General features: G+C 39.5%; 13 protein-coding genes. 9 read left to right on the top strand and 4 right to left on the bottom strand.

The window, feature by feature from the left end; translation table 11 throughout:
- Window positions 1–16: 16 nt before the first annotated feature.
- Window positions 17–898: a flavin reductase family protein gene (locus tag ACY650_RS14540; protein ID WP_462248367.1), complete on the bottom strand. Its 882-nt coding sequence runs from the start codon at window positions 896–898 to the stop codon at window positions 17–19.
- Window positions 895–2,163, bottom strand: coding sequence for a fumarylacetoacetase (fahA, locus tag ACY650_RS14535; RefSeq protein WP_462248366.1), 1,269 nt, complete (start codon window positions 2,161–2,163; stop codon window positions 895–897). Before fahA ends, ACY650_RS14540 begins: the two co-directional genes overlap by 4 nt.
- A 124-nt stretch (window positions 2,164–2,287) precedes the next feature.
- On the opposite strand from fahA, the gene ACY650_RS14530 reads away from it, so the two are divergent.
- The 5 genes from ACY650_RS14530 (at window position 2,288) to ACY650_RS14510 (ending at window position 8,122) form a co-directional block, all read left to right on the top strand.
- Window positions 2,288–4,954, top strand: a complete 2,667-nt coding sequence (locus ACY650_RS14530) for a valine--tRNA ligase (RefSeq protein WP_462248365.1) — start codon at window positions 2,288–2,290, stop codon at window positions 4,952–4,954.
- Between the two features lie 10 nt (window positions 4,955–4,964).
- Window positions 4,965–5,885, top strand: a complete 921-nt coding sequence (locus ACY650_RS14525; protein WP_462248364.1) for a TIR domain-containing protein — start codon at window positions 4,965–4,967, stop codon at window positions 5,883–5,885.
- Between the two features lie 299 nt (window positions 5,886–6,184).
- The gene (locus ACY650_RS14520; RefSeq protein WP_462248363.1) at window positions 6,185–6,766 is read left to right on the top strand and encodes a DUF6000 family protein; all 582 of its coding nucleotides are present in this window, start codon (window positions 6,185–6,187) and stop codon (window positions 6,764–6,766) included.
- Between the two features lie 70 nt (window positions 6,767–6,836).
- Complete coding sequence (locus ACY650_RS14515; protein WP_462248362.1) at window positions 6,837–7,337, top strand: glycine-rich domain-containing protein; 501 nt, start codon at window positions 6,837–6,839, stop codon at window positions 7,335–7,337.
- On the top strand, window positions 7,325–8,122 hold the full coding sequence (locus tag ACY650_RS14510; RefSeq protein ID WP_462248361.1) for a hypothetical protein: 798 nt from the start codon (window positions 7,325–7,327) through the stop codon (window positions 8,120–8,122). Before ACY650_RS14515 ends, ACY650_RS14510 begins: the two co-directional genes overlap by 13 nt.
- A gap of 9 nt (window positions 8,123–8,131) precedes the next feature.
- On the opposite strand, the gene ACY650_RS14505 is transcribed toward ACY650_RS14510, so the two are convergent.
- Entirely contained in the window at window positions 8,132–10,138 is a 2,007-nt protein-coding gene (locus ACY650_RS14505; protein WP_462248360.1) for a methyl-accepting chemotaxis protein, read from the bottom strand.
- A 119-nt stretch (window positions 10,139–10,257) separates the two neighbouring features.
- Window positions 10,258–11,043, bottom strand: coding sequence for a helix-turn-helix domain-containing protein (locus ACY650_RS14500; protein ID WP_462248359.1), 786 nt, complete (start codon window positions 11,041–11,043; stop codon window positions 10,258–10,260).
- Window positions 11,044–11,140: 97 nt separating this feature from the next.
- On the opposite strand from ACY650_RS14500, the gene ACY650_RS14495 reads away from it, so the two are divergent.
- The 4 genes from ACY650_RS14495 (at window position 11,141) to ACY650_RS14480 (ending at window position 13,740) form a co-directional block, all read left to right on the top strand.
- Window positions 11,141–11,530: a YbjN domain-containing protein gene (locus tag ACY650_RS14495; protein WP_462248358.1), complete on the top strand. Its 390-nt coding sequence runs from the start codon at window positions 11,141–11,143 to the stop codon at window positions 11,528–11,530.
- 28 nt (window positions 11,531–11,558) lie between these two features.
- The gene (locus ACY650_RS14490) at window positions 11,559–12,260 is read left to right on the top strand and encodes a PspA/IM30 family protein (protein ID WP_462248357.1); all 702 of its coding nucleotides are present in this window, start codon (window positions 11,559–11,561) and stop codon (window positions 12,258–12,260) included.
- A 150-nt stretch (window positions 12,261–12,410) separates the two neighbouring features.
- Window positions 12,411–12,956, top strand: a complete 546-nt coding sequence (locus ACY650_RS14485) for a DUF4178 domain-containing protein (RefSeq protein WP_462248356.1) — start codon at window positions 12,411–12,413, stop codon at window positions 12,954–12,956.
- A 67-nt stretch (window positions 12,957–13,023) separates the two neighbouring features.
- Entirely contained in the window at window positions 13,024–13,740 is a 717-nt protein-coding gene (locus tag ACY650_RS14480) for a hypothetical protein (protein WP_462248355.1), read from the top strand.
- Window positions 13,741–13,764: the final 24 nt, after the last annotated feature.

Raw genomic sequence — 13,764 nt, 5'->3', positions numbered from 1 at the left:
ACTTTTGCTTGGCGTCCTACATCATCAACACCTTCCAGGCAGTGTCTACCTCACCTTCGTTTAGAAGGTCAGCTGCTAACTTGTGCAGCTCGAGTTGGATATTCTCTTCATCGTCAAATGAGTCTAGAATAGCACGAACCTCTGGTTCATTTTCAAAGTCTTTTACTTCTTCCGCTGTTGGTAAAGCTTCTACGTTGCCTAGCTGACCTAGGTGGTTGCCTGTTAGAACCGTACTTGTTCTGATTCTATCAGGAATTTGGTCTACGCCTATGCCCATGGTTGTCAATGGTTTGGTTACTTCAAATATAGCATCTCCGTTCGCTCTAGCATACCAATTACCCCCCATTCTTGAGACCAAATCTATTTTTCTTACATCGATTTTTCCATTTTCATCCAGCACACGATCTGCAATATGAATCAATTGCACTTCGCATATTACTAATTGACCGGCACCACCTTCTTCTCCTAATGACTTCACTTCTATCACCTTGCACTCAAAAGAGACAGGTGCCTCTTTCACTCTTGGCGGTTGCACCCGCTCTGACGAAACTTCTGTAAATCCCGCCTTTTCAAATTCATTTACTCCTTTAGCATATTCTGTACTACTCAAAGACATCTGCTGTACCATATCATACGACACGATATTGACAACCACCTCGGGGTGCGCTTTCACATTATCGAGTGTGTGTTTGGTCGTATTGTCTCTACCCCTTCGTGCGGGAGAGAATATCATGATCGGAGGATTTGCGCTAAAAACGTTGAAAAAGCTAAACGGGCTTAGATTCACGTTCCCATCTTTATCAACCGTGCTTGCGAAAGCAATAGGTCTAGGTGCAACAGCACTCAATAAATGTCCATGAAGCTGCGGTACTGGTATTTCTTTTGGATCGATTGTCATTTCGCCGGTAATACTTTAGTTGAAACCTCACCAAAACCGATTCGAACACCATCCTTCTCTCCATGCCCTCTCATGATAACCGTATCACCATCCTGGATAAACTTACGCTCAGTTCCATCAGGCATTGTCACGGGCTTTGTTCCCTTCCAGGTGATCTCTAACATCGATCCAAATTCATGCGACTCAGAACCTGAGATTGTACCACTGCCATACATATCTCCAGTCTGGATGTTACAGCCATTTACCGTTTGATGAGCCAGTTGCTGGGCCATGTTCCAGTACATGTATTTGAAATTCGAATTACCAACTACTTTTTCTTCACCACCCTCTGGTTGAATCGCCACTTCCAAGTTGATATCGAAGTGTTTGTTTCCTTCATACTGCAAATAAGGAAGTACAGGGGGATCTTGTTTTGGACCCGGAATCCTGAATGGCTCTAGCGCATCGAGAGTTACAATCCATGGTGAAATACAGGAAGCAAAGTTCTTCGCCAGAAATGGACCTAATGGCACATATTCCCACTTTTGAATATCCCGAGCTGACCAATCATTGAAAAGCACCATACCAAAGATGTAATCCTCAGCTTTCTCAACAGGAATTGACTCGCCAAGTTCATTTGTTCCGCAAGTAATGAATGCGGTCTCTAATTCAAAATCCAACAGTTTACATGGCCCAAATACTGGAGGCTCGTCATCATTTGGCTTTTGTTGGCCTTTAGGTCTGTGTATAGGAACGCCTGATTCTATGATTGAAGATGATCTACCATGATATCCTACTGGCAAATGTTTCCAATTTGGCATTAATGCGTTGTCCGGATCTCTAAACATGCATCCAACATTAAACGCATGTTGTTCGCTCGAGTAAAAGTCAGTGTAATCTCCTATCCTAACAGGAAGACACATTTTCACTTTGTCTTGATCTAGTAAGATAGAGCCTAAAGCATAGTGATTTTGAAGTTCATCATTTCCTTCTTGGAGGATTTCAGAAATACGATTCCTTACTGAACGGCTCATAGCTTTCCCCAGATTCATGAAATTGTTGAGAACATCATGTTCAAATATTTTCTCCGGTAATCCCAATCCGTCAAGCATTCCATGCTCTTGCAGAACCGAAAGGTCTAGTACTTTATCACCAATAGCGACTCCTACTCGCTTAATTCCCTCTTTTTTAAAAATACCGAAAGGCAGGTTTTGGATGGGGAAATCTGAATTTTCAGGTACTTCTACCCATGATTTTAGATTGGGGTTGTTGGCCGCTATATCCATATTTTGATTTTTTATTCTGGTACTGCAAATATGCATGGCATAATTACATCCACAAAGAGGTAAAGAAGCAAGAGAGCTACTAAATTTGCGGGTTCAAAAATTTTAACGAGACGATAGCGCACTCATGAGCATTTCTGCACAATATGACCCGACCCAAGTAGAGGACAAATGGTACCAGTACTGGATGGATCGAAATTTCTTTCACGCCACACCAAAGACTGGCAAGGAAGCATTCACTATTGTAATTCCTCCTCCTAACGTCACTGGCGTCCTACACATGGGACATATGCTCAACAATACCATCCAGGATGTGCTTACTCGTAAGGCGCGCATGGAAGGCAAAGAAGCATGCTGGGTACCTGGAACAGATCATGCCTCTATTGCTACCGAAGCCAAGGTGGTGAAGATGCTACGTGAACAAGGCATCAAGAAATCAGACTTGTCAAGAGATGAATTCATGAAGCATGCCTGGGAGTGGAAAGAAAAATATGGAGGCATCATCCTGGAGCAACTTAAAAAACTCGGCGCATCGTGTGATTGGGATAGAACAGGTTTCACCATGGATCCCAACTACCATGACGCGGTAATCAAGCAGTTTGTAGACCTGTACAAGAAAGGATATATCTATCGCGGTCTGCGTATGGTAAACTGGGATACAGAAGCGCAAACCACCATTTCTAATGAAGAGGTGATCTACAATGAAGACGGTGAAAAGGCGATCCTGTATCATGTAAAGTACCAGATCAAAGATTCAGATGAATTTGTAACCATAGCCACGCAACGTCCTGAGACGATCATGGGCGATACTGGCATTGCCGTAAACCCAAGCGATGACCGATTCAAGCATTTGATTGGTAAAAAGGCGTTGGTTCCTTTCATCAATCGTGAGATTCCTATCATCGGTGACGATTATGTAGAATTGGATTTTGGAACGGGTTGCTTGAAAGTAACGCCTGCGCATGATCCTAATGACTATGAAATTGGTCAAAGACACAATCTCGAAACCGTAGATACCATCAATCTTGACGGTACTTTGAATGAGAAATGTGAGATCGACAAGTACATAGGTGAAGATCGATTCAAGGTTCGTAAGATGATCGTTAAAGATCTAAAGGCTGCCGAAATCCTGGTGAAAGAAGAAGAGTTTATTACTAAGATTGGTCGTTCTGAACGAACCAACTCTGTTGTAGAGCCTAAGCTCTCCTTACAGTGGTTCATCAAGATGAAAGACATCTCCAGACGTGCGCATAAAGCGGTAATGGATGATGAAATTCAATTATTCCCTTCAAAGTTTAAGAACACTTACAATCACTGGATGGAGAATGTGCGAGACTGGTGTATCTCACGTCAGCTTTGGTGGGGACAACGAATTCCAGCCTATTACTATGGCGATGGTGAAGATGATTTTGTAGTTGCTCATAATATGGATGAGGCAATAGAAGAAGCGAGAAAAGCAACAGGGAATGATGGCTTGACAGCAAACGATCTTAGACAAGACGAAGATGTACTCGATACGTGGGCATCGTCAAACTTGTGGCCAATTGCTGTATTTGACGGGTTTAATGACAACTGCTTTGACAAGGAAACGGGAAAAATTGATAAGAGTAAAAACGAAGATTTGAACTTCTTCTATCCTACCCAAACCTTGGTTACTGCTCCAGAGATCTTGTTTTTCTGGGTAGCTCGCATGGTGATTGCTGGATACGAATACCTGGATGAGAAGCCATTTGAAAATGTATACCTCACAGGAATCGTACGTGACAAGCAGCGTCGTAAAATGTCCAAGTCGTTGGGTAACTCACCTGATCCATTGGATCTGATCAAACAGTACGGTGCAGATGGGGTAAGAACCGGAATGTTATTCAGTTCTCCTGCCGGAAACGATTTATTGTTTGATGAGAAGCTGGTAGAGCAAGGAAGAAATTTTTCCAATAAAATTTGGAATGCCTTCCGATTAGTAAAAGGATGGGAAATCACAGATTCGGAGCAACCAAAAGTAAATGCGCAAGCTATTGCATGGTTTGAAAGCAAGCTCAACAAAGGTTTGACAGAACTGGAAGATCATTTTTCTAAGTATCGAATGTCTGACGCGTTGATGACAGCATATAAACTGATTTGGAATGACTTCTGCAGCTGGTATCTCGAGTGGATCAAGCCTGAATATGGCAAGCCGATTGACGCGAAGACACATGCTGCAACCATCGAGCTTTTTGAGAAGGTATTGAAGCTCCTACATCCATTCATGCCTTTCATTACAGAAGAGCTGTGGCATGAGTTGAAAGATCGTCAAGACGGGGAAGCAATCATCGTTGCTGAATGGCCAAAGGCTGAAAGCTTTGATGAGAACATTCTAAAAGAAGCAGATCTGTTGTTTGAGATTACTTCAGGAGTTAGGAACATACGAAACTCAAAAGGTATCTCACCCAAGCAAAGCTTGGATTTATTTACTAAATCGAGTTCCATAGCTGAAATAGGTGACTCGTTATCTAAACTCAGCAACCTATCTTCTATCGGTCATGAAGATAAACCAGCTAATGCTTTCAGCTTCGTGGTAGGGTCGGACGAATTCTTCATCCCAGCATCCGAGAACATCGACATAGAAGCGGAGAAGAAAAAGATCGAAGACGAACTAAACTACACGCGTGGTTTCATGAAGTCTGTAGAGAAAAAGCTTTCCAATGAGAAGTTTGTAAATGGTGCGCCCGAGCAAGTTGTAGCGATGGAACGCAAGAAACTCGCTGACGCCGAAGCAAAGGTGAAGACGCTGGAAGAGAGCTTGGCGAGTTTATAAACATGATGGGATGATTGAATTAAACCCAAATGTTGAGGTCCTTTTTGAAGATTTAAGAAGGCTAGGTATTAACTCCTTTTTAGTAAGCAGAAAATTTAAAATAATGCTTAATGAAGAGGATATGCATGAACTTTGGCGTGATAGAATTTGGATTGCAGGACAAAAGAGAAATGTAACTACTGGCCCTAATCAGGAAATGTATAAAGCTGTTCAAGCATTTGCTTCTTTTATGAATCAAATCGAATCAGATCAAAGTGCAGATGATCTTGTGGCTCAGACAATAATTTCATTTATTGATTCTTTTGATATTAGACAAAACCTTAAAGATATTAAAGAGAGTTTTGGCTTTGTCTCATTCAGTAATGACAACCGTTTGTATTTAATCGATTCAATCGCTAGGCATAACAGAAGAAAATTTAAACCAAAAACTCCTGTGAAAAATCTCGATCAAGAGACTGTTGAATCAGAGGGTGAAAAAGAGAATTCCAAGATATTCATTGTTCATGGTCATAATGAAGGCATGAAGGAGGGTGTTGCGAGATTCGTTGAAAAACTTGGTTTTAATGGAATTATCCTCCACGAACAACCTAATGAAGGCAAAACAATAATAGAAAAATTCACAAAATATTCCGATGTAGGTTTTGCTATTGTTTTGCTTTCAGCTGATGATTTTGGCTTTAAAAAAGACCAAGCTTCAGATCGAGCAAAACTTAGGGCTAGGCAAAATGTAATTATGGAGCTTGGATATTTTCTTGGTAAAATTGGTAGAGAAAAAGTAGTTGCATTACATGAAACTGTCAAAAACTTTGAATTTCCATCAGATTATTCGGGAGTACTCTACATTCCTTATGGTGATAATTGGAAAGTTGATCTCGCAAAGGAATTAAAAGCGGCAGGCTTCCAAATAGATATGAATAAAATATTCGAATAACCATGCCAGTTTACTGATCAAAAACCAACATTCGATCTCACCCGTCTACCCTTCCCATGAAATGGTCAAGCATGTGTATTTCTTGTTGTTGTTTTTAAGGGAGGTAGAGCGATCTAGCTAAGCAACTTGGAAAGCCTGGTTCTATAGAATAGCTTTATCAACTCTTCATTTATTTATTATAGCATAATGTGGAATCCATTTAGGAAAAGAAAAAAAACAATCAACTAAATGATGCTGGGCTGAAAGACCTTGAGCTTCATGTAGCAGGATCTACAATAAGACACAGCCACTTTGACGACTTGGAGTATTACAAAAACACCGAAGATCTCGATAGCGAATTCATTGAAAAATGGGTCATTCCCTTTTACATGGTTAAGCTTCAGAAGGATGAGTACCTCAAAAACTTCGAATCAATTTCAGGAGAATTGTCAGAGGAAATTGTCAAAAAATTATTAGGCGATTTTAACTGGCGAACAAGAATTGTTGGTGCAACATTCGCCGCAATTATGAATTATCAAAACTTCGAGTCACAAATAGGAACACTTCTCCTTAAAAGCGAAGTTACATTCGCTGCAAACGGATATGTTTTAGCTCTTGCCAGATTCAATACGCCGAAATCAATCGAGTATTTGCAGAAATATTTGGATTATTACCTGGAAGAAAAGGAATTATGGTTCGATCAAGATGATGTAATGGCAACATTAAAGTGGCTTGATATGCAAAACAACTCCTCTTACCATCTAGATTTTATGGAAAAATGGAACACTTTCGTATCAGATAAGGAAAACTGGAACTTAGATAGGGCTTTAAGCAGAATTGAAGAAGAAATGAAATCTATTACAGAATTATCCGAACTTGCCAAAACTTCAAAAGATCTATGAGTCAGTTTAAATACTTTAATGGCCCAAGAGAAGATATGTCAGATCTTTTGGATGAGGCAGAGAAATCACCATGACTAACAACCAACTTTGGGAAAAACTCAAGCACTTCGAAGTTGGTGATCCTAACTCAGAATTCAACTTCATAGACCGACTAGCAAGAGAAAATGACTGGTCTATGGAATTTTCAATCCGAGTCTTTGAGGAATACAAGAAGTTTATTTTTCTCATTTGTATTGCAGAACATCCTTTAACTCCCTCCGATCAGGTAGATCAGGCCTGGCATTTGCACTTACTCTACACAGAATCTTACTGGCAAGAAATGTGTAAGGATACGCTAGGAAAGAATATTAACCATGGCCCTACAAAAGGAGGGCAATCTGAAAAAGATAAGTACAACGATTGGTATGCTAAAACGAAGGAAGTCTATCGAAACGTTTTTGAAACAGATCCTCCAGAAGATATATGGCCGCCAAGTCACATTAGATTTGGACAGCTTAATTTCACACGAGTAAATCGACATACCAATTGGGTTATCAAAAAACCTAAATTATTCACCAAATGGAAACGCTAAAAAAACTCACTCCGGCAGAAACTCTACTTCTAAGAGATCAATCAAAAGTTATATTGAAAGATCTCTTAAAATACACCCTTATTGATCTAATCATAAAAAAGGTCCTGATTGTAGAAGAGGAGGAAGAACAATCTCACCCTAATAATCCAGTTCGCAGTGTATCCTATGTGAAAGTTGGCCCAAATTACAAGTCATATACGTTCAAGCGTCATGAATTAGTATTTGCAAATCCATTTTTAGGGAATGATGAAATTAGAATTTTATTCCGCCACCTGATCAAAATGGGCTTTGAAAATGCAGCTGGGCTTAAGTTATTCGTCTTTGAAAGAATCGTCAAAAGCAAGGAAATGGAAGGTATGTTGAAGACTTCCTGGTTCAATAAGCTCTTTGTATATATCAACCTAAGTGATAAAGGAGATATAAAAAGTAAAAAAGTACAAGATGAGCTTAAAGAACTTGAAAAAACGCTTGCATCCATTATTAAAAAAGAACCAGAGCAAGGGAAAGATATTGTTACCGCATTAGCGGGAAATATCTTTTTACTAGAAGGCTTTGACTACAAATTGCTTGAAAAGATTGACTCGGAGATGGCTGAGGAGATGAAGAAGCAGAAAGACTCTTCTGGTGATTATGGATGTGCTGGATGCTACATCTACTTTGACTCTTACTCTTCATCTTTTGATAGTGAAGCAAGCTCTTTTGATTCAGGAGGAGACAGTGGGTGCGGGGGCACATCCGGATGCAGTGGTTGTTCCGGATGCGGAGGATGCGGTGGCTGTGGATAAATCCGTAACCTAATTTGGATTCATAGCACCATCTATCAAGCCATCCTCTTCTATTCCTTCAAGTCCGTTGTCTTTATTCTTTATTTCAATCTTCTGCTTTAAGGAGAACTTCCCTGTCTTATCAGTAAGTTCTTCTGCGATCTGCGAGATATCGTAAGACAAATCATGATAGCTCTTCATAATGTTCGCTACATGCTTGGCAGAAGTAGCTGCTTGCTCCGAGCCTGCAGCAGTCTCCTCAGAAATCACCACGATTTGCTCAATGAGAGAGACTATTTGTTTGATATCGTTGGTCTGTTTTTGAGTCGATTCTACAATATCATTCGACATATCAAAAGTAGAATTATAGCTATCCAGGATCTCATTGAATGAAATTTGAGCGTGCACTACAGAGTCTGCACTTTCCTTCACAACGCCATTCATCTCTTTGATAAACTTGCTGGTTTCGTTGGCAGAGTTTTGGACATTGGCCACCAGCTTCTCAATATCTTTTGCTGAACTTTGTGATTGCTCTGCAAGTTTTCTAATCTCATCCGATATCACAGAAAATCCTTTTCCTGCATCACCTGCTTGAGCAGCCTCGATAGCCGCGTTTAAAGCCAATAAATTGGTCTGAGAAGCAATGCTTTGTATAATGTTGAGTATTCCAGAAATCTCAGAGGAATACTTGGAAAGATCGTTGATCGACTCGGTACTCTTTTCAAAAAACGCTAGGATATCCTTAAAGCTATCTCCTACTTTCCCAATCGTTCCAACACCATTCTTACTTCGATCCACTCCATTCGACGAAGCTCCATTAATCGCTTCTGCCTGATTACTTATCTGGCCAGATGAACGCATAATGTTTTCCACCAAAGCAGAAGTATTATTAACCTGCATTACTTGATTACCGGCGCCTGAGCTTATTTCTGAAATTACTGCAGACATTTCTGAAATTTGCAAACTCACTTGCTCACTATTTTCATTACTTACATGCGCAATAGACTTGATTTTTTCTGCCTGATCAACGATATCAGTAATCAATTCAGAAACTTTATCCAACGCTTTATTCAGATTGTCCGACAGTTGTAAGACTTCTCCTTTTGTATCCATTCGAAAGCGCTCAGTAAGGTCACCATCCGCGAGGTGATTGACGATTCTATCTAGTTCTTGAAAAGGCTTGAGCAACGATTCGAACAGGTCATTGATTGACTGCCCCAATTTCCTCCACTCCCCAGTGTGCGTCTCAGTATCCATACGGAAGCTGTAGTTTCCAGATTCCACCACATGATTGATGATTTTTTCAGTTTCACTTACTGCATTCAAAAGATTCGCTTGCTGACTTTCAAGTTCTAATCGCTGCTGATCAGATTCGTCACTTTTAATTTTTAACTGCTCCTTTTGCTCAACAATACTCTTTTCAAACTTTTGGTTGACAGAGACCAACAAATAGAGTTCGAATAGGATGATGAATGCGGTAGCTGTGGTGGAAATATTGTACTTCAATAATGAAGGATCAACAAAGGGTAATTCCGATACTGGCAACCCGAGTAGCGCCTGGATCTCATCAAAGAAGAGAAAGTTAAGAAACATCCCTATCAGGGTTATATTGAAGAATGTACGTTCTCTTTTAAAATCAAATATTACAGCCGTACCGACAATCACAGGCCACAGGTGAATCTTCGTAGTAGGCAAGCGCATCATTCCCGGATCTATGCCTTGCGCAATAAATTGAAGATTGAAGTAGTAGAATGAAAGTGACAGATAAATCGCTACACCAAATAATAAAAACAACCTCGCATACTTATGCAGCCCCATCCGATTGAGGATGAAACTTATGACTGGAACTGGTAACAAGACCAGTGTCTCTGTGGCTGCTTCCATCACGCCAGAAGCGATCTGAACTAAACTTAGCACAGACAGCATCGGAATAAGAAATAGAATGAGGCAATTTGCGTAGAAAATACGATTCTTAATGATATCCTCCATGCCAGGGTTTGTCCCAGCATACAGAACTTCTCTTTTAAACCAATTCATATAGGGTGGTCGGGTTTAATATTAGATAGTGAAACTTTAAAAAAAAGTAAAGTTTTCCTTAACTCCTAGGTTAGCATCAAGAAACTCAAAACAGCATATGCAAAAAAGTCGTGAGAATGTTATTTCCTAAGACGCTTAAGTTCTTCCTCAATTTTAGACAATCGATCTTCAGTCTTGTCAGGCATTGGAATGTGCGGGCTTGCAATTGCTACAACTGAATATATTTTGTAAATGGAATCTAGCTTGTACGTTTTATCGGAATACTTTGAATCATCAGCTGATAGAATAAATTCTTGTGATTGCAAATTTGTCAGCCTCCTTATCACAAGTTCTTGATCAGTGACCAGAATTAACACTTTATTAATTAGCTGATCTATTTCACTTTTTTCTATCTCCTTCCCAAAAAGAATATCTCCATGTTTGATGCCGTGATCACTAATGGTCATTTCCGTACCATTCATTTCAAAGGCGATATCAGGTTGTTGCGATAATGCAGGAAATCCTGTCTGCTCCAGTCCATCGATAAAACTTTTATCGGTATGATGAACAACATAATCCAAATGTCCACCAGCTCTTACCAGCCTCACATTTAGATTCGGTGATCTATCACTCCCTTTTAATTGATGTGCCTTATTTAGCTTTTCATTAAGCGTATTTACCTTAAATATCTCATTTACAGTAAGCTTACGTGTCAACAATGAGTCAACTGAAATGCCAAAATAATTAGCCATCGATATCAACATTTCTATCTTAGGCTCTGATCTCCCCTCTTCATAAGCACCCACACTCGCACGCGCTAAATTGAAAATCTTTGCAAAATCAGCTTGACTTAGCTTTTTAGCTTGCCTGATTTTTTTGATGTTTTCACCAACGTAAGAAAGATTTATTCTATTTTTTTTAGCCATGCCAAAACTTTTAGCAGTTCTTTCCGTAAATGTATCTAAATTTGTTAAAACAGTCAATCGAAGTAAATTCGATACTGAACCTCAAACACACAGTTAAATGAACCACAATTTCGAAAAAGTAAGAGAGTACCTATTAGAACTGGACTTTACACTTGTACAAGAAGACGAAGCGGAAGGAGTCTTTGTTATAGATAAAGAAGATGAAGGGCTTACAAATGTTGTCTTGATTGTTGCCGAGCCAATGGTAATTGTAGAGCAGTTTTTATTTGAACTCAAGAATCCAACATCGGACGCTTACAAACAGCTACTAATCAAAAACCGAGACATCATTCATGGCGCATTTGCAATGGATGATTCCGGAAAAGTTTTCTTCAGAAACACACATGAGTGCGAAAACCTTGACTTAAATGAAATCGAGGCTACACTCAACTCACTAGCACTGCTATTGAGCGAGTATTCTGCTGAAATAATTGAACTAAGTAAATAATTGACAAAACGAACTAAATAATAAAGCAATGGGAGTATTTAAGAGACTTTTTAAAGTAGGACAGTCAGAAGCACATTCTGCAATAGATAAATTGGAGAACCCAATAAAAATGACGGAGCAAGGTATCAGAGATTTGAAAAAAGATCTTGATGAAAGCTTAAAAGCATTAGCTGAAGTAAAAGCTATGGCTATCCGTTCGAAAAACGATGTGAAAACTCATAAGTCGAAAGCCGATGAGTATGAAAATAAAGCGATCCAATTGTTGAAGAAAGCTCAATCTGGAGAGTTAGATGCTGGTGAAGCTGATAGATTGGCTTCTGAAGCTTTATCTAAGAAAGAAAGCTATACTAAAGATCTGAACAGTGCGAAGGAGGACATGAATCGATTCGATGCAAATGTTACTCAGCTGGACAGTAAGATAAAAAAGTTAAAGTCAGATATCAGTACTTACGAAAACGAACTTCGCACCTTGAAGGCACGCGTGAAAGTGAGCGAGGCTACTGCTAAAGTAAACAAGCAAATGGCGCAAATCGACTCAAGTAGTACGGTATCTATGCTAGAACGCATGAAAGATAAAGTAGCTCAGCAAGAGGCACTAGCAGAAGCATACGGTGAAGTAGCTGGAGAAGATAAATCTCTAGACGACGAAATAGACAGCGCGCTTGGCGAGTCGGATAATTCTGATGATCTAGCTGCATTGAAGGCTAAACTTGGAATGGACAAGAAATGATAATCACAGATGTAATAAAGGCCGCTTTGATCATTATTATCGCGGTCTTTCTATTCGGATTTATCTTCAGCTTCCTTTTCAAAGTTGGAATCATACTCCTGATAGTACTTGCAGCGATCTATTTAATTAAGAAAATATTCACTGAATAATATGTTTAGTAACCCATTTAAAAAGAAGAAAGAACCAGAATATGACGTAACAAACCTGAGCGTCTTAGATCTGGATACCGGTTTCATATTTGACTATGATATGAAGTCATGGGTAGTTCAAGAAACATATGAGTACGATTGGGGAAATAATAATTATTCCAACGAATATAAAGTACATAGTGGTGATGAAACGGCATTCTTAAGTGTGGAGGATGATGGTGATATTAATCTAAGCATGGTAAAGTCCATTAAGCTTAGAACCATAGAGGAAGACATAAGTGATGAAATCACCAAGAACAAGAAGCCGCCAAAGACCATTCATTATCAAAATGAGTCGTATTTTCTGGAAAATGATTCTGCAGGATACTTTCGTGATACCACAAAGAAGACAGAGGATTGGGAGGAACTAATCACGTGGGAATACTATAATGAGGCAGAAGATAAAATTGTATGCTTTACGCAGTGGGATGAACACAATATTGATGCAGCAGCAGGAAAAGTGATCGAGGTACATCAAATTACAGATATCATCCCTGGTGAGAAGTAAAATCCATTAATGAGATATAACTTTATATCATCAAAGCACTGCAAACTTTTATTCAAATAACTATTAGATGAAAAATATCAGATCCATTGTTTTGCTAAGCCTTGTCATCTTCATGGTTTCATGTGGAGGATCAGATTTCGTTAAGAGTCCAACTGACGATATCGTAAGAGATCTTCCTAGAGATGAGGTATTCTCTATCATCCTTTATGATATGGATCAAAAAGGAAACTTTTCTAACACTTATTATCATAGATATCAGGTGATAAGAGAAATAGAGGGTGAAGTATCAGAATCTATTACAGACTGGAAAGAGGTAAGCGAACGAGAATTTAGTAAGCACATCGATGACATGGGAATGGAAATCGTGGCACGCGATTCTACTGGAACTCTGAATAAAACAGCAGCTCCTCCGGGATACAATAATTATGTTGGAAACCCAAGATATGGAAGATGGGAAAATCATGGAGGCACCAGTTTCTGGGCTTTTTATGGGCAATATGCTTTCATGAGCAGTCTTTTCCGAATGTCCATGTTCCCTGTACACCGTTCTTATTACAATGATTGGAGAGGTAACTATTACGGAACTGGTAGGACCTACTATGGGCCAGCAGGTGGAAGCAGATACTACGGTACAGGAAGTGGTTATAGTCGAACAAATAATCCTACATCTTCCTGGAACTCGAATAGATCATCATCATTCAAAAGCCGTGTAGCAAGTAGAACATCACGTTCTAGTGGAAGAAGTAGTAGCAGTAGATCACGAGGAGGAGGAAGAGGAAAATAACTTAACTTGACAATATCTAGATAG

The organism is Ekhidna sp. (genome assembly GCF_963691765.1).
In the GTDB taxonomy this organism is placed as follows: Bacteria; Bacteroidota; Bacteroidia; order Cytophagales; family Cyclobacteriaceae; genus Ekhidna.
The sequence above is the reverse complement of the archived record's forward strand: the minus strand, read 5'-3'. Positions and strand labels throughout refer to the sequence as shown.

Coding starts and splice junctions, on each gene's coding strand:
- ACY650_RS14540 (WP_462248367.1), bottom strand. CDS start 898: ATGACAATCGATCCAAAAGAAATACCAGTACCGCAGCTTCATGGACAT.
- fahA (WP_462248366.1), bottom strand. CDS start 2,163: ATGGATATAGCGGCCAACAACCCCAATCTAAAATCATGGGTAGAAGTA.
- ACY650_RS14530 (WP_462248365.1), top strand. CDS start 2,288: ATGAGCATTTCTGCACAATATGACCCGACCCAAGTAGAGGACAAATGG.
- ACY650_RS14525 (WP_462248364.1), top strand. CDS start 4,965: ATGATTGAATTAAACCCAAATGTTGAGGTCCTTTTTGAAGATTTAAGA.
- ACY650_RS14515 (WP_462248362.1), top strand. CDS start 6,837: ATGACTAACAACCAACTTTGGGAAAAACTCAAGCACTTCGAAGTTGGT.
- ACY650_RS14510 (WP_462248361.1), top strand. CDS start 7,325: ATGGAAACGCTAAAAAAACTCACTCCGGCAGAAACTCTACTTCTAAGA.
- ACY650_RS14505 (WP_462248360.1), bottom strand. CDS start 10,138: ATGAATTGGTTTAAAAGAGAAGTTCTGTATGCTGGGACAAACCCTGGC.
- ACY650_RS14500 (WP_462248359.1), bottom strand. CDS start 11,043: ATGGCTAAAAAAAATAGAATAAATCTTTCTTACGTTGGTGAAAACATC.
- ACY650_RS14495 (WP_462248358.1), top strand. CDS start 11,141: ATGAACCACAATTTCGAAAAAGTAAGAGAGTACCTATTAGAACTGGAC.
- ACY650_RS14490 (WP_462248357.1), top strand. CDS start 11,559: ATGGGAGTATTTAAGAGACTTTTTAAAGTAGGACAGTCAGAAGCACAT.
- ACY650_RS14485 (WP_462248356.1), top strand. CDS start 12,411: ATGTTTAGTAACCCATTTAAAAAGAAGAAAGAACCAGAATATGACGTA.
- ACY650_RS14480 (WP_462248355.1), top strand. CDS start 13,024: ATGAAAAATATCAGATCCATTGTTTTGCTAAGCCTTGTCATCTTCATG.